Source organism: Leifsonia sp. NCR5 (genome assembly GCF_002105485.1).
Classification (GTDB): Bacteria; Actinomycetota; Actinomycetes; order Actinomycetales; family Microbacteriaceae; genus Leifsonia.
On record NZ_NCSR01000001.1, the window covers coordinates 191,683 to 217,128 of the forward strand.

The 25,446-nt window shown below is 69.6% G+C and carries 27 protein-coding genes and 1 tRNA gene; 14 read left to right on the forward strand and 14 right to left on the reverse strand.

From position 1 onward, the window contains the following. Positions 1 to 51: 51 nt before the first annotated feature. The 6 genes from B7438_RS00975 to B7438_RS01000 are packed head-to-tail and all read right to left on the reverse strand — an operon-like array spanning position 52 to position 7,213. Positions 52 to 1,797, reverse strand: coding sequence for a serine/threonine-protein kinase (locus B7438_RS00975; RefSeq protein WP_085367465.1), 1,746 nt, complete (start codon positions 1,795 to 1,797; stop codon positions 52 to 54). Beyond that, positions 1,794 to 3,248, reverse strand: coding sequence for a penicillin-binding protein 2 (locus B7438_RS00980; RefSeq protein WP_085367466.1), 1,455 nt, complete (start codon positions 3,246 to 3,248; stop codon positions 1,794 to 1,796). Before B7438_RS00980 ends, B7438_RS00975 begins: the two co-directional genes overlap by 4 nt. Continuing rightward, complete coding sequence (locus B7438_RS00985) at positions 3,249 to 4,646, reverse strand: FtsW/RodA/SpoVE family cell cycle protein (protein ID WP_085367467.1); 1,398 nt, start codon at positions 4,644 to 4,646, stop codon at positions 3,249 to 3,251. It lies immediately after the preceding gene. Then, the gene (locus B7438_RS00990) at positions 4,630 to 5,880 is read right to left on the reverse strand and encodes a PP2C family serine/threonine-protein phosphatase (protein WP_085367468.1); all 1,251 of its coding nucleotides are present in this window, start codon (positions 5,878 to 5,880) and stop codon (positions 4,630 to 4,632) included. The genes B7438_RS00985 and B7438_RS00990 overlap by 17 nt, the downstream gene beginning before the upstream one ends. A 2-nt stretch (positions 5,881 to 5,882) precedes the next feature. Further along, positions 5,883 to 6,470, reverse strand: coding sequence for an FHA domain-containing protein (locus tag B7438_RS00995; protein WP_085367469.1), 588 nt, complete (start codon positions 6,468 to 6,470; stop codon positions 5,883 to 5,885). Continuing rightward, positions 6,467 to 7,213 (reverse strand): DUF3662 and FHA domain-containing protein, encoded by a 747-nt coding sequence (locus B7438_RS01000; protein WP_085367470.1) that lies wholly within the window; start codon positions 7,211 to 7,213, stop codon positions 6,467 to 6,469. The genes B7438_RS00995 and B7438_RS01000 overlap by 4 nt, the downstream gene beginning before the upstream one ends. A gap of 116 nt (positions 7,214 to 7,329) precedes the next feature. Between B7438_RS01000 and B7438_RS01005 the strand changes: the two genes are divergently transcribed. Beyond that, a tRNA-Leu gene (locus tag B7438_RS01005) sits at positions 7,330 to 7,413 on the forward strand. 34 nt (positions 7,414 to 7,447) lie between these two features. Here B7438_RS01005 and B7438_RS01010 read toward each other — a convergent pair. Further along, positions 7,448 to 9,853, reverse strand: coding sequence for an FUSC family protein (locus B7438_RS01010; protein WP_085367471.1), 2,406 nt, complete (start codon positions 9,851 to 9,853; stop codon positions 7,448 to 7,450). Positions 9,854 to 9,902: 49 nt separating this feature from the next. Next, positions 9,903 to 10,931, reverse strand: a complete 1,029-nt coding sequence (locus tag B7438_RS01015; RefSeq protein WP_256921818.1) for a diacylglycerol kinase family protein — start codon at positions 10,929 to 10,931, stop codon at positions 9,903 to 9,905. A gap of 121 nt (positions 10,932 to 11,052) precedes the next feature. Here B7438_RS01015 and B7438_RS01020 point away from each other — a divergent pair, with 121 nt between their 5' ends. Further along, positions 11,053 to 12,069 carry a hypothetical protein gene (locus B7438_RS01020; protein WP_085367472.1) on the forward strand — a complete coding sequence of 339 codons (1,017 nt, stop codon included), beginning with the start codon at positions 11,053 to 11,055 and terminating at the stop codon, positions 12,067 to 12,069. Here B7438_RS01020 and B7438_RS01025 read toward each other — a convergent pair. The 5 genes from B7438_RS01025 to B7438_RS01045 form a co-directional block, all read right to left on the reverse strand. Then, a complete protein-coding gene (locus B7438_RS01025; RefSeq protein ID WP_085367473.1) occupies positions 12,056 to 12,817 on the reverse strand; it encodes a L,D-transpeptidase family protein in 762 nt (253 codons plus the stop codon). The two genes, B7438_RS01020 and B7438_RS01025, sit on opposite strands and share 14 nt — an antisense overlap. Positions 12,818 to 12,902: 85 nt before the next feature. Next, positions 12,903 to 13,655, reverse strand: coding sequence for a hypothetical protein (locus B7438_RS01030; protein WP_085367474.1), 753 nt, complete (start codon positions 13,653 to 13,655; stop codon positions 12,903 to 12,905). 188 nt (positions 13,656 to 13,843) lie between these two features. After that, entirely contained in the window at positions 13,844 to 14,200 is a 357-nt protein-coding gene (locus B7438_RS01035) for a hypothetical protein (protein ID WP_085367475.1), read from the reverse strand. After that, complete coding sequence (locus tag B7438_RS01040; protein ID WP_085367476.1) at positions 14,197 to 14,790, reverse strand: hypothetical protein; 594 nt, start codon at positions 14,788 to 14,790, stop codon at positions 14,197 to 14,199. The genes B7438_RS01035 and B7438_RS01040 overlap by 4 nt, the downstream gene beginning before the upstream one ends. Continuing rightward, entirely contained in the window at positions 14,787 to 15,350 is a 564-nt protein-coding gene (locus tag B7438_RS01045) for an RNA polymerase sigma factor (RefSeq protein ID WP_085367477.1), read from the reverse strand. Before B7438_RS01045 ends, B7438_RS01040 begins: the two co-directional genes overlap by 4 nt. A gap of 195 nt (positions 15,351 to 15,545) precedes the next feature. Between B7438_RS01045 and B7438_RS01050 the strand changes: the two genes are divergently transcribed. The 6 genes from B7438_RS01050 to B7438_RS01075 are packed head-to-tail and all read left to right on the forward strand — an operon-like array spanning position 15,546 to position 17,894. Continuing rightward, positions 15,546 to 15,983, forward strand: a complete 438-nt coding sequence (locus tag B7438_RS01050) for an Asp23/Gls24 family envelope stress response protein (RefSeq protein WP_085367478.1) — start codon at positions 15,546 to 15,548, stop codon at positions 15,981 to 15,983. Beyond that, positions 15,980 to 16,171, forward strand: coding sequence for a hypothetical protein (locus tag B7438_RS01055; RefSeq protein WP_085367479.1), 192 nt, complete (start codon positions 15,980 to 15,982; stop codon positions 16,169 to 16,171). The genes B7438_RS01050 and B7438_RS01055 overlap by 4 nt, the downstream gene beginning before the upstream one ends. Next, positions 16,168 to 16,497: a hypothetical protein gene (locus tag B7438_RS01060; RefSeq protein ID WP_085367480.1), complete on the forward strand. Its 330-nt coding sequence runs from the start codon at positions 16,168 to 16,170 to the stop codon at positions 16,495 to 16,497. Before B7438_RS01055 ends, B7438_RS01060 begins: the two co-directional genes overlap by 4 nt. Next, on the forward strand, positions 16,494 to 17,066 hold the full coding sequence (locus B7438_RS01065; RefSeq protein WP_085367481.1) for a DUF6286 domain-containing protein: 573 nt from the start codon (positions 16,494 to 16,496) through the stop codon (positions 17,064 to 17,066). Before B7438_RS01060 ends, B7438_RS01065 begins: the two co-directional genes overlap by 4 nt. Beyond that, positions 17,063 to 17,692, forward strand: a complete 630-nt coding sequence (locus B7438_RS01070) for a hypothetical protein (RefSeq protein ID WP_085367482.1) — start codon at positions 17,063 to 17,065, stop codon at positions 17,690 to 17,692. The genes B7438_RS01065 and B7438_RS01070 overlap by 4 nt, the downstream gene beginning before the upstream one ends. 28 nt (positions 17,693 to 17,720) lie before the next feature. Further along, positions 17,721 to 17,894, forward strand: a complete 174-nt coding sequence (locus B7438_RS01075; protein WP_085367483.1) for a CsbD family protein — start codon at positions 17,721 to 17,723, stop codon at positions 17,892 to 17,894. Positions 17,895 to 17,967: 73 nt separating this feature from the next. Here the strand turns inward: B7438_RS01075 and B7438_RS01080 are convergent, their stop codons facing one another. Next, positions 17,968 to 18,972, reverse strand: coding sequence for a LacI family DNA-binding transcriptional regulator (locus tag B7438_RS01080; RefSeq protein ID WP_256921819.1), 1,005 nt, complete (start codon positions 18,970 to 18,972; stop codon positions 17,968 to 17,970). 173 nt (positions 18,973 to 19,145) lie between these two features. Here B7438_RS01080 and B7438_RS01085 point away from each other — a divergent pair, with 173 nt between their 5' ends. The 6 genes from B7438_RS01085 (at position 19,146) to B7438_RS01110 (ending at position 25,439) form a co-directional block, all read left to right on the forward strand. After that, positions 19,146 to 20,498, forward strand: coding sequence for an ABC transporter substrate-binding protein (locus B7438_RS01085; RefSeq protein WP_085367485.1), 1,353 nt, complete (start codon positions 19,146 to 19,148; stop codon positions 20,496 to 20,498). A gap of 2 nt (positions 20,499 to 20,500) precedes the next feature. After that, positions 20,501 to 21,493, forward strand: coding sequence for a carbohydrate ABC transporter permease (locus B7438_RS01090; protein WP_247597220.1), 993 nt, complete (start codon positions 20,501 to 20,503; stop codon positions 21,491 to 21,493). After that, positions 21,490 to 22,314, forward strand: a complete 825-nt coding sequence (locus B7438_RS01095) for a carbohydrate ABC transporter permease (RefSeq protein WP_085367486.1) — start codon at positions 21,490 to 21,492, stop codon at positions 22,312 to 22,314. Before B7438_RS01090 ends, B7438_RS01095 begins: the two co-directional genes overlap by 4 nt. 5 nt (positions 22,315 to 22,319) lie before the next feature. Further along, positions 22,320 to 23,297 carry a glycoside hydrolase family 68 protein gene (locus B7438_RS01100; protein WP_085367487.1) on the forward strand — a complete coding sequence of 326 codons (978 nt, stop codon included), beginning with the start codon at positions 22,320 to 22,322 and terminating at the stop codon, positions 23,295 to 23,297. Further along, positions 23,294 to 24,442, forward strand: coding sequence for a serine hydrolase (locus B7438_RS01105; RefSeq protein ID WP_085367488.1), 1,149 nt, complete (start codon positions 23,294 to 23,296; stop codon positions 24,440 to 24,442). Before B7438_RS01100 ends, B7438_RS01105 begins: the two co-directional genes overlap by 4 nt. A gap of 115 nt (positions 24,443 to 24,557) precedes the next feature. Further along, on the forward strand, positions 24,558 to 25,439 hold the full coding sequence (locus tag B7438_RS01110; RefSeq protein WP_085367489.1) for a CPBP family intramembrane glutamic endopeptidase: 882 nt from the start codon (positions 24,558 to 24,560) through the stop codon (positions 25,437 to 25,439). Positions 25,440 to 25,446 lie beyond the last annotated feature (7 nt).

Below are 25,446 nucleotides of genomic sequence, written 5' to 3' on the forward strand. Positions count from 1 at the left end.
GCTAGTGTAGCGGTCTCAGTCTGGGTATATCCCCGTGATGAAGACGCGCGATCAGCCGCCGTTCGTCCCCGTCCCTGTTCCTCCATTGTTGTTTCCCCCGGTGGATGCGCTGGCCTTGACCACGTACGGAACCGCGGGCGACTGCGCCGACTCGATCGACTCCCCACAGAAGATCGTGTACGAGAGCTGGTAGGTGCCGACGGCGTTCGGGGTCCACGTCGTGGACGTGGCGTTCACCGGTGTCTGCTGCGTGCCGTTGACGTAGAGCGCGCGGCCCTTGAGGTCCTGTCCGGCCGGGCAGGTGGCCGATCCGAAGGTGACCGTGACCTTGGGCATGTTGTTCGGGTCGAAGTTGTCGACCTCGCTCGGGTTGGCCGTGACCTCGTCCGTCGGCGTCGGGATCGGGGTCACCGGTCCGAACACCTTGACCGTGATCGTGGCGCCCTTCTGCACGGGTCCGGTGGGGTTCACGGAGTAGACCGTGTTCACCTGGGCCTGCGCGGTGGCGGCGTTGCCGGTCTGCACGTCGGCGACCATCCCGAGGCCCTGCAGCTTGGCGCGCGCGGCGTCGGCGGTCAGCCCGTCGAAGTCGGCCTCCGTGATCTGCACGGTGTTGCTCGTCGGGGTCGGGCTCGGCGTCGTCGGCTTGGGCGCCGGCGGCTGGCTCGTCGTGGTCTTGGTCTGCGTGGGCGCCGGCGTGTTCGGCTGTGCGACAAGGGCGATGATCGTTCCGATGAGCACGAGCGCCAGCAGAGCGATCAGCGCGATCAGCGGCCAGGTCCACGGGCTGCGCTTCTTCGTCGTGGTCGACGGCTCTGCTTCCTGCACCTCGGTCTGCATGGTCCGCGCGCCCGCGGACGGGAGCACGGTGGTCGCCTCGGTGGCGCCGGCGTTCGCCGACGGCATGAGCATCGTGGTCGCTCCGCCGAGAGCAGCACCGCCGAGGACGGCGGGCACGGAGGCGGCGGCCGCCTGGACGTCGCCGCGGCGGAGGGCCTGAGCCGCACGCGCCAGGTGCGCTGCCGACGCCGGGCGGTCGGCCGGGTTCTTCGCGATGCACGCGAAGACCAGGTTGCGAACCGGCTCGGCGACCGTGGCGGGGAGCTCGGGCGGAGCCTCGTTGATCTGCGCCATCGCGATGGCGACCTGCGACTCGCCCGTGAACGGGCGGCGGCCGGCGAGGCACTCGTACGCGACGATGCCGAGCGAGTAGATGTCGGTGGTCGGAGACGCCGGGTGACCGGACGCCTGCTCCGGCGAGAGGTACTGGACCGTTCCCATGACCTGGCCGGTGGCCGTCAGCGGAACCTGGTCGGCGATGCGGGCGATGCCGAAGTCGGTGATCTTGACGCGGCCGTCCGGCGTGATCAGCAGGTTGCCCGGCTTGATGTCGCGGTGGACGAGCCCGGCGGCGTGGGCGGCGTGCAGCGCGGCGGCGGTCTGCGCGACGATGTCGAGCGTCTTGTCCGTGCTGAGCACGTGCTCGCGCTCCAGGATGGTCGACAGCGCCTCGCCGGGGACGAGCTCCATCACCAGGAAGGCGCTGCCCTCCTCCTCGCCGTAGTCGAAGACGTTCGCGATGCCCTCGTGGTTCACCAGGGCGGCGTGGCGGGCCTCGGCACGGAAGCGCTCGAGGAAGCCCGGGTCACCCAGGTATTCGTCCTTGAGGATCTTGATGGCGACGGTGCGTCCGATGACGAGGTCTGTCGCTTGCCAGACCTCGCCCATGCCGCCGATCGCGATACGCGACTGCAGCTCGTAACGTCCCCCGAAGGTGAGCCCTGCTGTGGGTCTCATTTATTCAGCACCGCCTCTAGTACTTTCTTCGCGATCGGAGCGGCGATGGAGTTACCCGTGCCGTTCTGACCTTGTCCACCGCCATTTTCAACAACAACCGCCACAGCGAACTGAGGATCGTTCGCCGGCGCGAAACCTGTGAACCAGAGCGTGAACGGGTCGTTGTCCCCGTTCTGCGCCGTTCCGGTCTTACCGCCGACCTCGACCCCGTCTATTCTTGCATTGCTCGCCACGCCGTGATCGACGCCGTCGACCATCATCTGCTTGATCGTGTCGGCGTTCTGCTGGCTGAGCGCCTGGCTGAACTCTTTCGCCTGGAAGCTCTCGAGGGTCTGCAGGTCGGCCGAGCGGATCGAGTCGACCAGGTTCGGGTACATCAGCTTGCCGCCGTTCGCGATCGCCGCCGACACCATCGCCATCTGCAGCGGAGTCGCCTTGTCGTTGTACTGACCGAACGAGCCGAGCGCGCGCTTCGCGTCGTCGACGTAGAGCGGGTAAACGCTCTTCTCCACCGGGATCGGGATCTTCAGCGACTGGTTGAAGCCGAACTTCTCGGCCTGCGTGTGGATCGTCTGCGGGTCCAGCTGCATCCCGAGCTCGGCGAACGGGATGTTGCAGCTCAGGATCTGCGCGGTCGCGATCGAGACGGTGGCGCCGGGGCCGCAGGTGGAGAAGTTGTCGTTCTTGACGACCGTGGGCGATCCGGGCAGCGGCAGGGACGACAGGTTGGGCAGCTGGCTGTCCTTGGTGAACTTGCCCGACTCGAACGCCGAGGCGCTCATCACGGGCTTGAAGGTGGAGCCCGGCGGGTTGAGGTCGCCGCCGATGGTGCGGTTGGTCAGGGGGCTGCCCTGCGCATCCAGAAGGGCCTGATAGTTGGCGTTGACCGTGTCGCCGTCGTGGCCGGCCAGGGTGTTCGGGTCGAAATCGGGCTTCGAGACCATCGCCAGGATGCGGCCGGTCTTCGGCTCCATGAGCACCACGGCGCCCTGGTAGCTGCCGAGCGCGTCGTACGCCGCCTGCTGAGCGACGGGGTCGATGGTGGTCTCGACGGAGGCGCCCTGCGGGTTCTTGCCCGTCAGGATCGCGTTGACGCGGTCGAAGAACTGCGAGTTCGACGAACCGGAGAGCTTGTCGTCCAGGGCGCCCTCCAGGCCCGTCGGCTCGCCGTTGACCGGGAAGAAGCCCGTGACGGAGGAGTAGAGCGGGCCGTTGCTGTACACGCGCTGGAACTTGTACACGTCGTTCGACGGGACGGACTGCGCGACCGGCTGTCCGGCGACCAGGATGGCGCCGCGCTGCTGCGCGTAGCTGTCGTTGCGCGCCCGGCTGTTGCGCGCATCCGCCGTCAGGGCGTCCGCCTGGAACACGGCGAGGATGGACGTCGACACCAGCAGGGCGACGAACATCAGCAGCACGATCGTGCTGATCCGCTTGATCTCGCGATTCACTCAGCTCACCACCAGACGGGGTTGGTTGCGGACGGTGTCCGACAGCCGCAGCAGCAGAGCGACGATGATCCAGTTGGCGACGAGCGACGAACCGCCCGCCGCGAGGAACGGCGTGGTCAGACCGGTCAGCGGGATGACCCTGGTCACGCCGCCGATGACGATGAAGCACTGCAGTGCCACGGTGAACGCCAGGCCGACGGCCAACAGCTTGCCGAAGTCGTCCTGGCCGGCGAACCCGATGCGCAGACCGCGCGCGACGAACAGCAGATACAGCGCGAAGATCGCGAACAGGCCGGCCAGGCCGAGCTCCTCGCCGATGCTCGCGATGATGTAGTCGCTCTGCGAGACCGGCGTCACCCACGGCTGACCCTGGCCGAGGCCGGTGCCGATGAGCCCGCCGTGCGCGAGCCCGAACAGGCCCTGCACCAGCTGGAAACTGCCGCCGTCCGCGTCGTAGACCTTCTGCGCGAACGGGTTGAGCCAGTTCTCGAACCGGTCGTGCACGTAGACGAGCACCTGGCTGGCGACGACGGCGCCGCCCACGATCAGCAGAAGACCCAGGATGACCCAGCTGATCCTGGCCGTCGCGACGTACAGCATCACGAGGAACAGGCCGAAGATCAGGAGACCGGTGCCGAGGTCGCGCTGGAACACGATGACCGCCATCGACATCAGCCAGACGATCAGGATGGGGCCGAGGTCCCTGGCACGCGGAAACCGCATCCCGAGGAACTTCTTGCCGACCATCGAGAGCGAGTCGCGGTGCTGCACGAGGTAGCCGGCGAAGAAGATCGCGAGGCAGAGCTTGGCGATCTCGCCGGGCTGGAAGCTGAACGGGCCGATGCCGATCCAGACGCGCGCGCCGTAGATCTCCTTGCCGATGCCGGGGAGCATCGGCAGCAGGAGCAGGACGAGCGCCGCGAACCCGAAGATGTAGGTGTATCGCTGCAGGACGCGGTGGTTGCGAATGACGATGATGACCGCCAGTGCGCAGATGATCGCGATGGCGCTCCACACGATCTGGCGCACGCCGGCGCTGTTCCAGCCGGTGTCCTGGTAGTGGATGTCGATGCGGTAGATCTCGGCGATGCCGATGCCGTTGAGCACGGTGGCGATGGGCAGCAGGAACGGGTCGGCCTGCGGGGCGACGTAGCGGAGCGCGATGTGCATCCCGAACACCAGGACGGAGAGGCCGACGCCGAGGTAGAGCAGCGTGAGGTCCACGTGGCCGAGGGCGCCGAGCTGCACGAGCACGACGGCGACCGCGTTGATGGCGCAGGCGACGATGAGCAGCGCCAGCTCCAGGTTGCGGAGCTTGGCGGGCAGGCGCAGTCGTTTGACCCTGCCGGTGGCCGGCGCGGGCTGGTCCAGCGTCGCAGCGTTACTGTTTGACGGCATCGGACAGTTGATTCACGATCGCTTTGGCCGACTCGAGGCTGTCGGCGTTGATGGTCTGCTCCACGAGCTGCTTGTCGTACGCGGGGAGTTCGTCGACGTTCACGCTCGACTCCTCATAGACGTGCGAGAGGGAGATCGGGCCCAGATTCTGCTGGACCCCCTGGAAGATGGCCACGTTTCCGGACGGTGCCGCGCCGACGAAGTACCGCGACTGCGTCCACTGGTAGCCGAACAGCGCGGCGAGGGCGATGGCGAGTACGAGGACGATCACGCCGACGAGCCAGGTGACGCGGCGACGGCGGACGCGGCGCTGATCCTCCTCGATCAGCTCGTCCAGATAGTCCTCGGACTGCGGCTCGAAGTGCGTCGGTCCGGTGGCCGGACGGATGGGGTGCAACCGCAGCGACGGCAGGCGCGTGGTGCGGGTGGTCGGCTTGGCCTCGGTGTCGAAGGACAGCGGGGAGGCGGCGGAGCCGACCGTGACCGGGTCTTTCATGGTCTCGCCGCGAGCCGTGTCCGCGATGTCGAGGATGACGACGGTGACGTTGTCCGGGGCTCCGGCATCGAGGCTCTGTCGCACGAGCTTCTCGGCGACCTGCTTCGGCGCATCCCTCGACGACAGGGCCGCGACCATGTCGTCGTGCTTGACCACGCCGCTCAGGCCGTCCGAACAGATCAGCCAGCGGTCTCCCGGCCGGGTGTCCAGGATCCAGGTGTCGATCTCGGGGGACGCATCCACGTCGCCGAGCACGCGCATCAGCACGGACCGGCGGGGGTGGACCATCGCCTCCTCCTCGGTGATGCGGCCGCTGTCGACGAGCCGCTGCACGAAGGTGTGGTCGATGGAGACCTGCTTGAGCTCTCCATCGCGGAACAGGTAGATGCGGGAGTCGCCGATGTGGGCGAGCGCGAGCTGGTCGCCGACCCGCACGATGGCGCTCACGGTCGTGCCCATGCCGGTGAGCTCCGGATGCTCGAACACGGTCTCGGCGAGCAGCGAGTTCGCGGCGATCAGCGCGGACTGCAGGGCGAACTCCGCCTCGGTGGCCGTCGCGTACTCCTTGTCGGCCTCGCGGATGCGGTTGACGGCGATGGCGGAGGCGACGTCGCCGCCCGCGTGGCCGCCCATCCCGTCTGCGACGACGAACAGGTCATGCCCGGCATAGCCGGAGTCCTGATTGTTGGAGCGGATCTTCCCGACGTGAGAGACGGCCGCTGCCCGATTCGCCGCCACGTCTACCGTCGCAGCTCGAACGTCGTCGTGCCGATCTTGATCGGGGTGTCGAGCGGGATCTGGGTGGGGACGGTGACCCGGCGGCCGTCGAGGAAGGTGCCGTTCGTGGAGTCGAGGTCCTGGACCATCCACTCGTCGTTCCAGAGGAGCAGGCGGGCGTGGTGGGTGGAGGTGTAGTCGTCGCGGATGACCAGCCCGGACTCGCTCGACCGGCCGATGGTGATCGGGTCGCGGCCGAGGGCCAGCTCGGTGCCCTGGCGCGGGCCGGAGGTGATGACCAGGCGGCCGGCGGACTGCGTGGTGGCCTTGGGGCGTCCGGTGGCGGTGTTCGCGCCGGACGGGAGGCTGGAGACGGGAGGGGCCTGCATGGGGCGGCCGGCTGCCGCTGCGCCCGCCGCCGCGCCCGCCGGTGCCGCGCCGCCGGGGGCCGCGACGAACGGGGATGCGGCTTGTTGCGCATCCGGAAGTTTGCGGACCCGCTGCCCGAACAGGTCGGTGCGCAGCGCGTAGACGATGCCGAACACGAACAGCCACAGCAGCAGGAGGAAGCCGAACCGCAGCACGAGCAGCGTCAGCTCACTGGGGTTCACGATTCGCTCCAGAAATTCCCGATGTCGTTGCGCCGCGTCACGTCGTCGGCGAAGCCCTGACCGGCGGACGGGGCTGGCGCCGCCTGCGGCAGCACCCGGAACACAATACGGGTACGACCGATGGTGATGACGGATTCCGGCTCGAGAATCGCCTTCCGCACCGGCTGGCCGTTCAGCTGGGAGCCGTTCGTGGAGCCGAGATCCTGCACCTGGGCGCGCTGCCCATCCCAGATGATCTGCACGTGCTTGCGGGAGATGCCGGTGTCGTCGACGGTGATGTCCGCGTCGCTTCCGCGCCCGATGACGGTGGTGGACCGGGTGAGCGGGTAATGCTTGCCGCCGATGTCGAGCACGGGTGTCCACGCGACGGCGCCCTTCACGTTCTCCGAGTCGACCTGCAGCATGCCCTCGGTGATGGTGGAGTCCTCGACGAGGTCAATGGAGATGCCGCCCGCGAACTGGTAGTGCTGGGTCGTCGCGTGCTGCTGCACGAACGAGACGAGCTCATCGGTGAGCGCCGCCCCCATCCCGCGCATCCGCTTGTAGTCGGCGGGCGACATGCGCAGGGCGAACCGGTTGGGGGCCAGGATGCGGTCCCGCGTGACGACGGCGGCCTTGGTGTCCAGCTCCCGCCTCAGCGCGCTGGTGAGCTCGACCGGTTGCAGCCCCGACCGAAAGGTCTTGGCGAACGCGCCATTGACAGCACGTTCGAGACCCCTCTCGAAGTTGTCCAGAATGCCCACAGGTCTCCCGCTCCCGGCTCGTCGACTATGAGCATGTTAGTCGGAACGGGTGAGAAGGCACCGAAGGGACCCTGATTCGAAATGGATGCGGAGGTCGTGTTAGTCTCTCCTAGTTCGCGCGAGTGGCGGAATTGGCAGACGCGCTGGCTTCAGGTGCCAGTGCTCGAAAGGGCGTGGGGGTTCAAGTCCCCCCTCGCGCACGGACATAACGTACGAGGGCCGATCTGATGGAAATCAGGTCGGCCCTTCGTCGTTCCCGGGGGGTGTGCGCTGGGGCGTGTCGCGGGCCGCAGTCTCGGAGAAGGTGATGAGTGCTTGGAGGCGGCGGACCACATCGAGGTAGTCGGCTGTCCAGATGAGGCGGACGGTGGTGGCAGCGCTTGGGGAGGTGAGGGCGGCGGCGTCCGCGGCAACCGCATCCAGGTCGGGCGTGATCGCCTCGGCGAGGCTGCGCTCGGCGGCGGGGTCGCGGTGGAGGGGGAGTGGTGGCGTGGCGTGGGTGACGAGGGCTGTGCCGAGTTGGTCGTACCAGGTGGTCAGGCGGGCGGCCAGGTGTTGGAGGGGGCGGCGGGGTGCTGAGACGTCTGCGGGGACCGGGAGTTGGCCCTGCCAGACGTCGACGATCGAGTCTGCGGCGAGGCGGACGCCGGCCACGCCTGTGACCAGGGCGGTGACCTGGGCGAGGGGGAGGTGTTTGGTGCCGCGCTCGGCCAGGTAGGTGCGGAAYGTGTCGTCGAGGCGGCGGGAGGAGGCTGCGGCTTTCGTCGATTGCGGGGTGGGGCGGGGGAGCGCGTCTGCCGACTGGGCGCAGCGGCCGAGACCGTATGCGACGGCGGCGGAGAGGTAGCGGAGGCCGTCGGCGTATGCCTCGGCGAGGGCCTGGCGGAGGGCGGCAGATGCTCCTCTGGGCCAGAAGAGCACGCCGACCAGGAGGCTGACGCCGCAGCCGATGGCGATGTCTTCGATGCGGAGCAGGCCGACGGTCCAGCCTGTGGGCGCGATGATGTTGAAGAGCAGCACGAGGGTGATCGTGAACGCGGCCTGGCCGGCGGCGAACGAGATGGCGGCGGGGGCGATTCCGGCGAAGAGGACCGCGATGGGGAGGAGCACCCACAGGGCCACCGTGTTTGTGCCGATCGCGAGGAGCAGGATCGCTCCGGCCACGACGCCGAGCGAGGTGCCCAGCACGCCGCGGAGGGCGGTCTGGCCGGTGCTGAGCGCGTTGGAGCGGAGTACGGAGAGAGTGCCGAGCACCACCCAGAACGAGTGCTGCACGCCCGTGAGATCAGCCAGCAGCACCGCGAGCGCGAGGGCGGCTGCGCCCCGGATGCTGTTCCTCAGCCAGACGGAATGCCAGGTGAAGTAGCCGCTCGCGCGCTCCTCGGCCGCCGCCAGCGGGCCGGGCACGTCGCCGGGCTGCCTGCCGAGGACGCGCTGCCACCAGGTGCGGCGCTCCGCCCTCGCGGTGAGTGCGATGTTCCGGGCGGCCTGGTCGACGGCGTGGCTGAGCTCCTGGGCGCGGAAGCCCGGGTCGAGTGCGGAGACGAGGGGGCTGGGGGTGGAAGTGGTGAGGGAGGCGCCACCCGGGATGGATGCGCCGCCCGGCAGCGCGGGCATCGACATGGCGGCCGCGTATACGGCGGCGCGGGCCTGCCGGAGGTCGGCCAGGGCGGACTCGAGGGGGGCGGGGTCTCCGCCGGATGTCAGCAGCAGCCGGCCGCCCGCATCCAGTGCTGCCGCCGCGGCGAGCTTCGACTGCAGGGCCGTCTCGCGGAGCGGGGAGGCCGGGGTGGAACCGAGGGGAGGGGACAGCGCCGACTGGGAGATCTGGATGTTGAGCCAGGTGAGCTCGTCGACGAGGCGCACGATCGTGCGGGCGGATGTGCTGAGACCGGTGGGGCGGTAGGGGGACGCGAGGAAGACCGTTTGCAGTGCGTCGACCGCGATGTCTGCGGCTGTGACGGCTGCGTCGCGTGCCGAGGACAGGGCCGGGTCGCCGTCGCCGTGCAGATAGGCGACGTCGGCGCGGAGGCGGGCGGCCAGTGCGCGGCACGCCGCGGCGGCCGGGGCTCGGAGGGGTTCCCTGGTTGGCGCCGGCCAGAGGGCCGCGATGGCCACCAGGCCGACGACCGCCGCCAAACCCCAGCCGAGGAGGCGCGGTGGGATGTCGGCGACCGTCCCTGGGAGGGTGACGGGCAGGATGAAGGCCAGCAGCAGGGAGGTGCTCGCCGACGCGAGCACGGAGCTGACCGTCCCGGCGAACAGCACGGCGAACGCCACCACCGCCATCGCGGCGACGGCCAGCCAGACCGGGGAGGACGCGAGGGTTCCCAGGCACACGAACATGGCGCCGGTGATCGCGAGGCCGAGCTGGGCCTGGAGGCGTTCGCGCATCGGGCCGGCGAAATCCACCAGCATCAGCATGGCGAACGAGCCGAAGGCGGCGAAGGTGCCCACCCGGGCGTCGCCGAGCACGACGCTGCTGAAGGCGAACAGCACCGGCATGACGATCGCCGTGCGGGCGGCGCGGCGGAGGGCTGCGTGGCCGGGATCGTGGCGCGTGTACCAGGCCGACAGGCGCGCGAGGGTCCGCGACGGTGTCGCGTCGGTGGCTCGCGGCGGGGAAGACCCAGCGTGCATGGCGGCAGTGTATCCCCCGCGCTGGGCAGCGCGACCGGAGCAGCCGCCGCTACGACGCCAGCACGGGAGCGGCGCTGCGGCGCTGCGCTGCCCGCTGCGGGTCCACCCGCACCGTCAGCGCGTGCGGCTGCACCGTGAGCGTCGCCCCGACCACCACGCCGTTCGGGTCGCCGTCGAGCTGGATCTCCTGCGGCTCGTCGAACCGGACACGCATCGTCTTCGCCTGCGCGTAGCGGATCGCTCGCGGCGTGGGGCTGTACCGCGACACGAAGCGGCCGAAGCCGGTGCGGTGCAGCATCCGGTTGAAGGTGAGGCGGTAGCCGATGTTCGTCCAGCCGCCGCCTCCGCGGGGGCGGAGGACGACGGCGTCGAGCAGGCCGTCGTCGATGGTCGCGGAGGGGATCAGGAGCAGGCCGGCGGTGAGGCTGCCCGAGTTGCCGACGATCACCGTGTGCGCCCGGAGGGCCACCTCCGGTTCGTCGTCGAGCGCGTAGTGGAGGTCGAACTGCTTGTTGCCCAGGATGCTGCGTGCGATCGGGTCCGAGTACGCCAGCCAGCCGATGCGCTTCTTGAGGCGCTGGTTCGTGTGCCCGGCCATGTGCGCATCCAGTCCGATCCCGGCCATCACGAGGAAGGCGCGCCTGGTCTGCGTGCCGTCCGGCCGGTCGAGCACGGCGAGACCGAGGTCGGCGTTCGCATCCACCCCGGTGAACGCGGTGGTCACCGCGGCCTTAATGTTGGAGACGGGGAGGCGCAGTTCGCGCGCGAACAGGTTGCCGGTTCCCGCCGGGACCAGTCCGAGCGGGATGCCCGTCCCGGCGAGGACCTCGGCAGACGCGCGGAGCGTCCCGTCGCCTCCGACGATCACGGCCAGCTCCGGATGCTCGGCCAGAGCGCTCTGCGCGGCGGCCCGGCCGTCGTCGGCCGCGCTCGTCTCGAACCAGAGCGACTCCGCCCAGCCGCCGCCTTCTTCTTCGCGCGCGACGAGAGCACGGAGCGTGCCCACATCCACCTTGGTCGGGTTGTAGACGATCGCCGCACGGCGGGGCGGCGCCGGGTCCTTCGCGTCAGCGTTCACCGGTCAAGAATAGGTCGCGGCGAAGTGAGAAATCGTCAGATCGACCTTGTGTTGCCGCGCGTGGCGGCGTTTGATGCGAAGGGCCGCTGTGTCGCGGTCAGCCTCGCGAAAGGGCATCGCTGTGAAGGTTCTGGCTTTCATCCTCTCCACCGTTCTCGGCACCGCGCTGGTGGCCGGGGGCGTGCTGCTGATCGTCACCCAGTCGTCCAGGCACTCCGCCGGACTCGACCTCCTGGCGATCTTCGCCCTGACGATCCTGATCTACGGGCCCCTGGTCCTCGGTTCGCTGACGTCGTACTGGGATGTGCGCGGGTCGCAGGGCAGCCGATCCTTCTTCCTCCGCTACCTGTGGGTCGTGGTCGGCCTCGAAGTGCTCGCGGCTGTCGCGATCGTGCTTTTCGCCGTGCTGGCCGGGGCGCCGGTGTGGCTGCCGATCCTGTTCATCGCGGGGGGAGCGGTGCTCACGCCGCTGGCGCTCGCCGTCGGCGGGCTGCTTCAGCGGCACGAGCAGGCGCATCCACGGGCCGACGACGAGTGGATGCCCGTCGGCCGCCGGGAGATCCAGCGGAAGGTGCTGATCGTGGCAGGGATCTTCGTCGCGGCGTACGCGGTGGGGGTCGTCGCGTTCGGCGCGCTCCTGTCACCCGACATCGGCGGGGCGCTGGTCATCGCCCTCCAGTTCGCCTCGCTCGCCGCTGCTGTGGCGTGCATCGCGTTCACTGTGCCGCTCAACCGGCGGCTGCGGAGCACGGTGGGCGGGGATCTCGGGACGGTCAGGAAGGTCGGGAGGGTCGTCCTCAGTAAGAAGGACCTGGACCTGGACCCCGCAGAGCGCGTCGCAGCGGCGAAATACGCGGCGATCGTCCCCACGGTGCTCAGCTTCACCCTGGGCTGGACGACGCTGCTCTACCTCAGCATCGCCGTGCAGCAGGTGCGCTCCATCGTGGAGGGCCAGAACGCGGCGTTCTCCGTCGGGCTCGCGGTGCTGCTGGTCGCGATGCTGGTGTTCCTCGTGCCGTACTACGCGGTGCGGATCGGCCGCGCCCAGCGCTACGCGCGCGAGCACGCGGCGGAGCTCACGGCTCAGCCGGACGGGTCGGGCGACACGGGCGGGACGCCATCGGTCACTCGATCGTGATCGGAGTCCCCAACGGCAGGATCCCCGCCAGCTCGGTGATGTCGGCGTTGGCGAGCCGGATGCAGCCGTGGCTGACCGCCCGGCCGATGCTCGCCGCGTCGTCCGTTCCGTGCAGGCCGATCTGGCCGGGTCCGCCGCCGAAGCTGTTGAGCACGTCGGAGAAAGCGGACAGGCCGAACGCGTACGGGCCGTAACCCTCGTTCGTGGGGGCGAGCAACTCGGTGACGTAGAACGAGCCGTGCGGCGTCGGGGTGTCTCCCGTGCCGGTCGCGGCGGAATACGTCTTCACCAGGGCGCCGTCCCGGTACAGCGACAGCGTGTTGGCGACAGTGGATGCGGTGAGGCTGTACGAGAGGCTGTGCAGCACCACGCTGTCGGCCTTGACCCATCCCGTGCTGCCGTTGGGGCGCTGGGCGAGCCCGACCTTCAGCCAGGGACCGGATGCGGTGTCGACCAGGAAGGTCAGCGGCGCTCCGGACGGGATCGGGTTCGCCAGCGTGCTCACGACGGCCCCGTCCGGCTGCGCGTACACGTCGACGCTCGCGCCTGTCGCCGTCGCCGATGTGCCGACCGACGGGGCGGCGGTGGGTGCCGCGGAGGGAGAGGACGCCGTCGGCGTCGCGGCCGCGGTGTGCGGCGCGGCGGACGGCTTCGGTGCGGAGGGCGCGCATCCGGTGAGGGCTGCTGCTGCCACGGCGATGGCGGCGGCGGTTGCTGCCAGCCGGCTGGCGAGGGCGGTCGGTGTCATTGCTTCCGGATCGGATGGGGGGTGAACGGCGAAGATCCGCCGGCAGCCTCAGGAGGCGCTGCCGACGGATCTGTGCGGAGCGGGATCAGCCGGTGAAGCTGGCCGTGGTCTTGACCGGGGTGGCGGGAGCGGCCGGTGCCGGAGCGGCGGGGTCGTCCGTGACGACGAACGTCGTGCCGAGCGACTTGATGCTGAAGTCGGCGTTGCTGGCGACGACACTGTACGTCGTCGCCGCCGCGGCCGGGAAGGGGGCCCCGGGCTTGAAGACGTAGGTCAGCGTCGCGGTTCCGGTGGCGTCCGCGACAGCCGTGCCGATGACGTCGCCGAAGGCGGCGTTGCCCATCCCGAAGGTGACGGTGCCGTTGGGCGTGAAGCCGTGGACGGTGGCGGTGAAGCCGGTGGTCTGCGCTGCCGTGACGGTGGCCGTCGCTGGGCTGAGGGTGACGACCGGGGCGGCGACGACGGTCAGGGTGGCCGTGGCGGGGGTGGCCGAGGTCGCGCCGGTCACCGTGACGGTGTGCGCACCGACGGTGATGTCGTCGGCGAGGTAGACGTCGTAGCCGGACAGCAGGCCTGCCGCGTCGGAGACGGCGGTCGGGGACTGGTCGACGCCGTCCACGGCCACGGTGAGCGTCTCGGACGGCGCGAAGAACTCACCGGTCACGTGGACGGTGCCAGACTGACTCGCCGTCGGCGTGGTCAGCGTGATGGCGGGAGAGGAGGCGGCGGTCGCGGCGAGCGGGGCGGCGAACGCCAGCGCGACGGCGACGGCGCCGGCAGCGATGAACATGGCCGGTCGCTTCGAGCGGGCGCGTGCGGAGACAGCAGAGGTCGACATGGGTTCCATTTCACGGGTGCGGGTGGTGCGGGATCGCGCAGTGGAGCCGCGAGCGATGCCAGCGAACAGAAAATGCCTGTGATGTTCTGGCTCGGTAGCCCGAGGCTACAGGACGGTACGTCTCGGATTTCCGCCGGGTCGCGATTCGCCCGTCCCCAGTGCGGGGGTCACCGGACGTGTCGCGCCCGTCAGTCCCCGATGGTCGCCGCGGTGACGTCGACGACGCACCCGGTGCGGCCCGTCCTGTCCGCCCACGCCCGGACGACCGCGTACACCGTGCGGCACACCTCGCCGGCCGGTTCGACGCCGTCCACGCCGATTCGCACCCGGATGCGGTCGTCGCTCAGCGCGATGTCCACCCGCTCTGCGACGCCCTCCCGGTCCGCGTCTGCCGGCGTGAGCGCAGCGCCGATCGCGGACACCACCTGGGCGACCGGCGATGCCGCCGGGTAGACGGTGGAGACGCCCGGCACGCCGAGGATGTGGTCGGAGAGGCCGGTCAGCGTGTCCGCCGGTGTCTCGTCGGAGGCGTGCGTCGCGCTCATCCCTGCTCCTTGCCCGCGCGAGGCTCGCGCACATCCGTGACCACCACATCCACTGAGGCGACCGTCAGCTCGGCGTGCTTGACGAGCTCCGCCGCCACGGCGTTGCGCACCGCAGCGGCCGTGCCGTCCAGGGGGAGGCCGAAACGCACCGAGATCTCGAGGTGCACGGCGATCGGGGAGCCGGGGGTCTCGAGGTCGCCGTCGAGTCGGCAGCGGCCCACGATCACGCCGTCGACATCGTCGCCGACGCTGCGCACGAGCGCACGGACCGCCCCCTCGGTCAGGGAGAGGTCCGCGGCGGGGTCGTCGTGCACGATCGGGACGCGTCTGCCTGCCTGCACATCCAGGCGGATGCCCGTGAGGATGCGGGAGACCCAGGTGTCGTCTGCCGGGGTGGCCGCGGCCTCGGCTTCGAGGAGCTGCGTGGTGGCGCGGCCGAGACGGTCCAGTGCGGCGAGAGCCGCCTGGCATTCCGGGGAGTCGTCGATGGCCGGGTTGGCCGGGCGGCGGCCGTTCGCGAGGTAGTCGCTCAGCTCGTCGAGCGTGTGGCCGTCGATGAGTTCGTCCTCGGGCAGGAGCGGGTCTGTCATCGCCAGTCCTCCATCGCCTCGAGCAGATTCTTGCGAGCTCTCGCCAGCTGGCCGCGCACCGTGGATGCGGGGATGCCGAGCTCGGTCGCTATGTCGTCGTAACTGTACTGTCCCACTTCGCGCAGCACCCAGCACCTCCGCTGCAGTTCCGGCAGACCGTCGAGCGCCCTGCCGAGTGCGGCAGAGGCCGTCCTGACCTCGGCGAGATGGCCGGGATCGTCCTTCTGCTGCGTCGGCACGTCCAGCTCGGTGACGTCGTCGTGCTCGTGCCGCGCCCGGATGCGGTCGATGCACCGTCTGCTCAGGATGCGGATCAGCCAGCTCTTCACCGCCGCGCCGTTCTCCAGCTCGCCGAGACGTCGCCACGCGGTCACGAAGGTCTCCTGCACGACGTCGTCGGACTCGTAGGTCGAGCCGAGCATCCGGGCGGCGTATGCGCGCATCAGCGGTCCGTGGCGGCGCACGAGCACTTCGAACGCGACGGTGTCTCCGTCCGCTGCGCGACCGACGAGGGTGTCGTCCGCCGCGTCCAGCAGGTCGGCCAGGGTGGACTTCCGCACGGCACCCCCTCCCGATCCGCATCCTTGAGCGCTGACCAACATCATGTTAGACAGTCGAATAGCAAGCCAAGCGAGCTTCTTCTGAAGATTTTCGAAATAGGACGTGACGAATCCCGGACTCGGCTCGTCTGAGAAGCACAGGTCACAACGGTGACCGAGGCGGGAGGCCCCCGCCACGAGACGGAAGGAAAGCGCATGGCAACCACACCCACTGCCCCCGCAACCACAGGAATCGCGACCGCGACCGCCGCATCCGGCACGCAGGGCAAGACCGTCATCAGCGACGCGGTCGTCGCGAAGGTGGCTGGCATCGCCGCCCGCGAGGTTCCCGGCGTCTACGCGCTCGGCGGCGGGGCGGCCCGCGCACTCGGAGCCATCCGGGATGCGATGAACGCCTCCGACCTCGGCCAGGGCATCAGCGTCGAGGTCGGCGAGACCCAGGTCGCCGCCGACGTCACCATCGTGGCCGAGTACCCCGTGCCGCTGCAGAAGGTCGCAGCGGATGTGCGCGCCTCCATCTCGCAGGCGATCGAGCACATCATCGGCCTGGAGGTCACCGAGGTCAACGTCACGGTCAACGACGTGCACGTCCCGTCCGACGACGCGGACGAGCAGGAGGCGCGAGTCCAGTGACCACCGCCAGATTCGGCCTGCTCGTCGGCGCCGTGCTCGCCGTCGTCTGGGCTGCCCTCGGATTCGTGGCGTTCGTGGGCGTCGCCGTCGCGATGCTGGTCGGATGGCTCGTCGGGCGCCTGGTCAGCGGAGACATCGACGGAGCCCGGCTGATCGACGCGCTCCGCGGCCGCCGCTCGTCATCGTGACCGGCGGACGCGACCGCTTCGCCCCCCGGGCGCTGGAGCACCTGGTGCAGGCGATCGCGGCAGACGCGCTCGGTGTCGCTCCGCGCGACCCGGCGGTGCGCATCAGCGACGCGGCGGGAGCGCTCGCCGTGACCGTGCGGTCGCCCGTGGCGATGCCGCCCCTCGGCGACGGCGACGCTGACGCCGACGGCCAGGATCTGATCCAGCGCCTGGCGGCAGCCGCCGCAGACACCAGGGCGAGATTCGCCGAACTGACCGGCCTGGATGTGGCCCGCGTCGACATGCGGGCCACGAAGGCCATCATCACGGAGAGGAGGGTGCGATGAACGGGGTGGAGACACGCGTCGTCCGCCGCGAGACGCACTCGCCGCGGTCGACGTCCGCCATCGTCGTGGCGTCGGTCCTCGGACTCCTGATCGTGCTGCTCGCGACCGAGGACATCCTGCACCTGCTCGGGATGCGGCCCCTGCTGGCCGACCCGCGCGGCACGCTCCTCGCCGTCCTCACCTTCCCGGACGCCCCGGCCGCGCTGCGCATCGGCGTCGCGGTCGTCGCCGCGGTGATCGGACTCGTCCTGCTCGGGCTGGCCGTGTTCCCCGGACGGCGGGCGCGCCGAGCGCTGACGGCGAACCGTGTTGCGGTCGTCGCCGACGACGGGATGCTGGCGTCTGCCCTCGCCCGGGCAGCGGCGAGGACTGCGCGGGTCGATCCGGACGCGGTGCGCGTCTCCCTCGGCCGGCGCAGCGCTGCGGTGCAGATCGTCCCCGTGTCCGGGGATCGCGTCGATCGCGCAGCGGTGCGGCGCGCGGTCGAGGAGGAGTTCGCGGCCGCCGGCGCCGAGAAGGCCGTGCGCGTGTCCGTCACCGTCGCACAGACGGGGAGGGTCGGATCGTGAACAGCACCAACCGGGCTCTCAACCGCGGGCTCCTCGTGGTTCTCGGGCTCGCATCCATCGCCGTCGCCGTCGCCATCGCCTGGACGCTCGTGGCTCCGTCGGCCGCGCGGGCCTGGCTGGACGCCGGACGCTCCGCGAGGACGTGGACGGACAGCGTGTTCGGCACGCCGCTCTGGGCGGGCACGACGGTCAGCCTGGCCGCGGTCGTCGCAATCGCGGGTGCCGTCGTGCTCCTGGTGCTGCTGATCGTCTTCATCGTGCGGCAGGGACACGGGGTGGCGTCCACGGTGCTGAGCGCGCGGACAGGGGACGGCGACCTCGATGTCGACGTGTCCGTCGCGGCCGCTCTCATCGAGCAGCGCCTCTCGACCGTTCCCGGTGTGGCGAGGGTGGCCGTCAGCGCATACCGAGTTCGGAAGGTCGTGGCGCTCAAGATCGCCGTCGACTGCCGGCGAGGAGCCGCGCCCCGCACCATCGTCGACGCCATCGACGACACCGTCCGCCTGCTGGGCGAGGCGCTCGGATCGCAGCCGGCGGTCTACGCCCAGCTGACGGGCGGATTCCGGTCCCGCCTCCGCTCAGCGGTGCGGGTCGACACCACGACGAGGGCCGTCCGGCCGTCGTGACACCAGAAGAAGAAAGAAGGAGAAGCAGATGAGTGCAGAAGACAAGATCAAGAACGCCGCGCAGGACCTGAAGGGCAAGGCCGAGGAGGTCATCGGCAAGCTCACCAACGACGACAGCAAGGTCGCGGAGGGCAAGGCCGATCAGACGGCGGCGAAGGCCAAGGGGACGGTCGAGGACGTGAAGGACGCGTTCAAGAAGTAGTCGTCCTCGGAGGGAACGGCGCGACCGGCATGGCTGGTCGCGCCGTTCCGTGTCTCCGGGTCGCGCAGCCCGGTCACCTGCTCAGCACGGAGTCCCGGTGCACGACCTCCATCGGGATGAGGGCCTCGCGCACCGGGTCGTCGTTCAGCAGCATCTCCACCGCCCTGGCGCCCATCGCCTCGTGGGGGAGTGCGACGGTGGTGAGCCCCGGGCGGAGGTACGCGGCCAGCTCGTCGTTGTCGAAGGAGACGATCGAGATGTCGTCCGGGATGCTGAGCCCGGCTTCGAGCGCCGCCTGGTACGCGCCGAACGCAAGGCGGTCGTTCATGCTCAGGATGGCCGTGGGGCGCACCTTCCTGGCGAGCAGCTTCTTCGTCGCCTCGTAGCCTTCGTCCGGTTCCCAGAGCCACGACGACGACTCGGAGGCGAACGTCAGACCGTTCTCGGCCATCGCATCCCTGATGCCCGCGACGCGCTGCGCCACCGTCGCGGAGCGGAACAGCCCGCGCTCCTTCTCGTCGCTCTGGCCGAGGAGGGCGATGCCGTCGCGGAAGCCGGCGTCGGTCAGGACGGCGACGGCGGATCGGCCGCCGCCGTACTCGTCCGGCAGCACGGCGTGCGGGAACCGGGCGTTGGTCGCGTTGAGCATGACCACGGGCGTCTCGATCGCCATCTCCGGCAGGAACAGTTCGCGGGCGCGCATGGTGGCGAAGACGATCCCGTCGACCTGGCGGTCGAGGACGGCGCCGATGGCCTCGGTCTCGCGCTTCGGCTCTCCGCCGGTCTCGAGCACCATCATGACGTGACCGGCCTTCTCGGCCGCGGTCAGCGCCCCCTTGATCAGGCCGGACGCGAAGCGGGTGGTGGCGACCACGTCGGAGATGAACGCGATGGTGTCGGTCTTGTCGGTCTTCAGCCCGCGTGCTGCGACGTTCGGGCGGTAGCCGAGCTCGCTCGCGGCGGCGTGGACGCGGTCGTGCGCATCCTGAGACAGCCGCGTATCCGGGCGGCCGTTCAGGATCATGGACGCGGCAGACACCGACAATCCGGCCTTCCTGGCCACGTCTGCCAAAGTCACGCGCTTACTCAACATCGAGCGGTCCTCCTCCTTGCGGGATGTTAGCCGCTCACGTGGCCAATCGAGAGACCTAGTTGACAATCTGTGCGACGTCACTCAGTATAGGGCCTGCTGAAAGCATTTAGCAGAGGGTTTCGGGCAACGAACCCCGCCCTTCGACAAAGGAGTCCTGTATGTCCCCCACCTCGCGCAGGCGACGGCTCCGCGGCGCAGCAGCCGCTGGCCTCATCGCCTCGATCACCGCCGTCGTCTTCACCGGATGCGCTCCGGGGTCGAGCACCCCCGGCGCCACGACGGCCACCGACGTCAGCACCACGCTCACCAAAGACAAGGTGCAGCTGACCATCGCCGACGAGACCGGCTTCCCGCTCACCGACGACCTGGCCAAAGAGTTCACCAAGCAGCACCCCAACATCACCTTCAAGATCACGAGGGACACGTTCCAGAACCTCACGGCCAACGCGCCCAAGCTGCTCGCCAGCTCGACGCCGCCCGACCTCATCCGGCTGCCGACGCTCGGCGACACGGTCAAGGACGGCCTGGTCGCCAACCTCGACCCGTATTTCAAGGCATACGGCTGGGACAAGTGGTCGGCCGCGCAGCTCGCACCGCTGCGCATGACGGACGAGGGCGTCCGCGGAAGCGGCTCGCTCTACCAGCTCGGCCTCGGCTACAGCGTGACCGGCATCTACATGAACACGAAGCTGGCCGCTCAGGCGGGCATCACCTCCACGCCGGAGACGCTGGACGAACTGCAGGCCGACTTCGCGAAGGCCAAGGCGGCCGGGATCGCCCCGCTGGTCGAGGGCGACAAGGACGGCGTGGTCAACTTCACCGTCCAGGCCGCGATGAACCAGTATGCGGACAAGACCGAGTTCCTCGACTGGATGTTCAACAAGCCGGGCGCGACGTACAACCAGCCGGGCATCGTGAAGGGTGCAGACCTCATCCGGAAGTGGGCGGACGCCGGCTACTTCCCGTCCGACATCAACGCTGTCGACTACTTCACCTTCGTGAGCAACTTCCAGGACGGCAAGGGCGTCTTCACCTTCAACGGAAACTGGGAAGCGGCCAACTACGCCAAGAAGCTGGGCAAGGACGTGTCGTTCTTCCTCGTTCCCCCGGCCAAGAAGGGCGGAGACCACGTGGCGATGGGCGCGGCGAACTCGTTCTCCGCGGCAGCCAAGTCGAAGAACCTCAACGAGGTCGCCTACTTCCTCAACTGGATCCACACCAACGACAAGGCGCGTCAGATCGTCGTCGACGTGACCGGTGCGGCCCCCGGCGGCGACCCGTCGCAGGCGCAGCCGAAGGTCGAGAAGGGCTCCCTCACCGAGAAGGTCCTGGAGTCGGCAGCGCAGATCGCCAAGGAGGACGGCCAGGTCGACTTCATGGCCAACACCACCGCCGGCATCTACGCCGGGGCGATCATCCCCGAATCCCAGCTCCTGGTGACCAGCAAGATCACCGGCCAGGAGTTCGTGGACAAGGTGCAGGCGTTCTACCAGCAGGAAGTGAAGAAGTAACGATGAGCACAGTGCGGCCCCGGATCAGCGACGACACCGTCGGCAGTGCCCCTGCTGTGCGGCGGGCGGATGGCGCAACCGCATCCGGGGCCGCACCTCGGCCTGCCCGTACCCGCGCTCGGGCGCGCGGGTACGGCAGCAGGATCGGCTGGGTGCTCGTGGCGCCCGCCGTCCTCTTCTATGCGGCCTTCGTGCTGTGGCCGCTCATCCAGGGTGTGCAGTTCTCGTTCTACGACTGGAACGGGATCGGCGCATCCACCTGGGTGGGACTGCAGAACTACCTGACCGTGTTCACCGACCCCGACCTGCTCGGGGCGATCAGGAACGCGTTCATCCTGATCGCGTTCTTCACGGTGATCCCGGTGATCGCCGGCCTGGTGCTGGCCACCCTCATCCGGTCGATCAAGGCCGGGTTCTTCTCCAGCTTCTCGCAGACCGTGCTCTTCCTCCCGCAGATCATCCCGCTGGCCGCCGCCGGTATCGCCTGGTCGTGGATGTACGCCCAGACCGGCGCGGTCAACCAGATCCTCGGCTGGGTCGGGCTGGGCGGGCTCGCCCGTCCGTGGCTCGGCGACTACCAGACCGCGCTGCCGGCCGTCGGCCTGATCGGCTCGTGGACGCTGACCGGGCTCTGCACCGTGCTGCTGCTCACCGGGATCGGCAAGATCGACGCATCCCTCTACGAGGCCGTGCGCCTCGACGGCGCCGGGTGGTGGCGGGAGTTCTTCACCATCACGATCCCTGGCCTCCGCCAGGAGCTCGCGGTGCTCATCACCATCACGATCATCGCGGCCCTCAGCAGCTTCGACATCATCTACACCACCACGCTCGGCGGTCCGGGCCGGGCGACCCTGGTGCCCGGCATCTCGATCTACCGGATCGGGTTCACCCAGAGCGAGGTCGGGCTGGCATCCGCGTTCGGCATCGTGCTGATGGTCCTCGTCCTCATCGTCGTCCTCCCGATTCAGCGTCTCTCGAAAGTGCGTGACTCATGATCGTCCATCCCGTCGAGAAGTGGACGGGGCGTGTGCTGCTCTCCGTCGTCCTCGTGCTCACCGTCATCCCGCTGGTGAGCATGCTCTCCGCCGCCCTGCAGCCCGCCGACCTCAACCCGACCGGCCTCACCTGGCCGAGCGACCCGCAGTGGGTGAACTTCGGCGAAGCCTTCGTCACCGGGCACGTCTGGGAGCTGCTCGGCTCCAGCGGCCTGATCGTGCTCGGGGTGGTCCCGGTCAGCCTGGTCATCTCGAGCCTGGCGGGATACGCGCTCGGCAGCCTGAAGATCCGGGGCGGTCGCGCCCTGCTGATCCTCTTCATCCTGGGGCTGACCATCCCGTTCGAGGCGCTGATCATCCCGCTGTACTACGAGATGCAGTCGCTGAACGTCCTGAACACGCAGTGGGCGATCATCCTGCCGCTGATCGGGCTGTTCATGCCGTTCAGCGTGTTCTGGATGCGCGCGCACTTCGTCGGCGTGCCCGCCGAGCTCTCCGAGGCCGCGCGGGTGGACGGCGCGACGATGTGGCAGGAGCTGCGGCACATCCACCTGCCGCTCGCCCGGCCTGCGCTGTCCGCGCTGGCGATCCTGCTGTTCCTCTGGACCTGGAACCAGTTCCTGCTGCCCGTGGTGTTGATCGCCGACCCGTTGCAGCGCACCGTCGCCGGGGCGCTGACCTTCTTCCAGGGGCAGTACAGCCTGAGCATCCCGCTGCTGAACGCGGGCGCCCTCATCATCATCCTTCCCACCATCCTGGTCTTCGTGATCTTCCAGCGTCAGTTCATCAAGGCGCTGATCCAGGGTGCGGTCAAGGGCTGACGGGCATGGTGTTCAGCAAACGGGATCACTGGGTCTGGGACTTCTGGCTCGCCGACGACGGCGAAACGCATCACCTCTTCTACCTGCACGCGCCGACCTCGCTCGGCGATCCTGATCTGCGCCACAGGAACGCGTCGATCGGGCACGCGACGTCGACCGACCTGACCGACTGGGAGGACCACGGGCCGGTGCTCACGGCTGGGCCTCCCGGCGACCTGGACAGCTCGGCCACCTGGACGGGGAGCGTCGTGTGCGGCGACGACGGACGCTGGCGGATGTTCTACACCGGCTCCGTCTTCCTCTCCCCGCACGAGATCGCGAACGTCGAGTCGATCGGCGTCGCCACCTCCGACGACCTCTTCACCTGGACGAAGGAACCGCGGGTCAACCTGCAGGCCGACCCGCGCTGGTACGAACTCCTCACCGACCGGACGTGGCACGAGGAAGCGTGGCGCGACCCGTGGGTGTTCCGCGATCCGGCCGGTGAGGGATGGCACATGCTGATCACGGCCCGCTCCCGCGACGGCGGCGACGTGCGCGACCGGGGAGTGATCGGGCACGCCAGGTCGGCCGACCTGCACGAGTGGGTCGTCCAGCCGCCGGTGAGTGCGCCGGGAAGCGGCTTCGCCCACGTCGAGGTTCCGCAGTTCGTGCGGGTCGACGGCCGTGACATCCTGCTCTTCTCCTGCGACGCGGCACACCTCGCCGGGCGGCGCAGCGGGGACACCGGCGGCGTCTGGTTCACGGCGGCCCCGTCTGCCGCCGGGCCGTTCGACCTCGCCTCCAGTACGCTCCTGACGCCGGAGTCTCTGTACGCCGGCAGGGTGACCACCGACCGCAGCGGCGCCTCCGTCTTCCTCGCGTTCGAGAACGTGGATGCGGCGGGCGGCTTCGGCGGGAGGGTCAGCGACCCGTACGACATCGGTTGGGACGACGCGCGCCTCACGCTCCGCGCGCGCGAACGAGAAGGAGAACGTGCATGACGGTCGACATCGCAGGGACGGTCGAGCCAGGGTACGAACGGGTCGCGGACGCCTTCGAGCGCGCATTCGACGGACGCCCGACGATGGGAGCCGGGCTCACCATCCGGGTCGGCGGCAGGAGGGTGGTGCACCTGTGGGGCGGCCTGGCCGACGAGCGGTCGCGCTCGCCGTGGCAGGAGGAGACCGCCTCTGTGGTGTTCTCGTGCACCAAAGGGCTGATGTCCATCCTGGTCGCCCGGCTGGTGCAGGATGGGCTGCTCGACTACGAGGCCCCTGTCGCGCGGTACTGGCCCGAGTTCGCGGCAGCGGGCAAGGGGGACGTCACGGTCGCCCAGCTCCTGTCCCACCGCGCCGGGCTGTCCGCGTTGCGCGAGCCGCTCACCATCGACCAGCTGGTCGACTGGGATCACGCCACCTCGCTGCTCGCCGCCGAGGAGCCGCTGTGGCAGCCGGGAACCGGATACGCGTACCACGCGGTCACGCACGGCTGGCTGGCCGGTGAGCTGGTGCGCCGCACGACCGGCCGGAGCGCAGGGCAGTACTTCGCCGCGCTCGCGGGCGACCACACCTCCGGCGCGTGGATCGGCTTGCCGGACGCTGCCGCATCCCGGGTCGCGCACCTCCAGGCGTCCGACTCGCAGGTCGAGGCCGGCGAAGAACTCGGCGAGGCGCCGTCGCCCTGGACGGCGCTCGCGATGACGCTGGGCGGCGCGCTTCCTGCGCAGCTGGTCACGCCCGACGGCGGCTTCAACGACCCGCGCATCCGGGCGGCCGAGATCCCTGGCGCCGGCGGGATCGCCACGGCGGACGCACTCTCGGCGATCTGGTCGGCCACCGTCACGGAGACAGACGGGCGCACCCTGCTCGACGACGCGACACTGGATGCGGCGCTCATCCCGATGAGCGAGGGCGAGCCGGTCTTCCCCAGCCCCGCCCCGTGGCCGCGCTGGGCGCGCGGCTTCCAGCTCGACTCCGAGGCCCGCCGCTACCTCGGCGACGCGAGCTTCGGCCACGACGGCGCCGGCGGCCAGGTTGCGTTCGCCGACCGGGACGCGAAAGCCGGGTTCGCGTTCGTGACGAATTGGATGGAGGCGGGCGACGACAGGGCGACACGGATCGTGGACGCGTTCCGCGCTTCGCTGTAGGTCTGCTGACCGAGATGTGTGCGCACCGAGCGCGTGCGGTGTGATTGCGTGCATTCGCCTGTATGGTCGTGACGCCGGGGTCGCTCCGACACCGCACTCTCGAACGGGGAAGACGATGACGGGCGAACACGACGAGAGCGGCGCGGGCACAGCCGAGAGGACCTCGGCCTGGCAGGCGTTCTGGGCACGCGGCGGATGGTGGAAGGCGGTGCTCGTCGCCGCCGTCTACATGGCCCTGTACCTCGCCGTCGGCCGGCTCATCGGGCTGTTGTGGGGCGACGCGCTCACCGACGGCGGCCCGCTGAGCAGCGCGATCAACGTCTTCCTCGAGCTCATCCTCCCGATCGGGATCGGCGCGGTGATCATCGTGGTGTTCCTCGCGGTGTCCGGGCTGCTGCCGCGGGTGTTCGCATCCAGGGTCGTTCCTGCGAGGGGCTGGATGTGGATCGCCGTAGCCGTCGTCGCCTACCCGATCGTGCTGCGACTCATCGGCATCGACTACGGCTCGTTCGCGCCCGGCGTCGTGCCGTTGACGCTGCTGGCCGGGGTGTTCATCGGTGTGGCGGAAGAGCTGGTGACGCGCGGTGCCGCGGTGACGCTACTGCGCAACGCGGGATACGGCGAGTTGGTGGTCGCGGTGCTGTCGTCCACGATCTTCGCGCTCATGCATACCGCCAACGCCATCGGCACCGGCTTTACGCCGACGGTCCTCATCACCATCCCGTACACCTTCTTGTTCGGTGTCTGCATGTACCTGGTGATGCGCGTCACGGGCAGCATCGTCTGGGCGATCGTCGCCCACGCCCTCACCGACCCGACCCTGTTCCTCTCCACCGGCGGAATCGACACCGCGGCTGCCGGTCCGCAGAACGGGCTGCAGGTGATCGCGGGGACAGGGAACTACGTCGTCATGCTGTTCGGGATCGTCGCCCTGTTCCTCATCCGCGGGCGGGTCGGCGACCGGCTCGGCCGTCGCGCGGAGCGGCTGCCGGACTGAGCGGGGC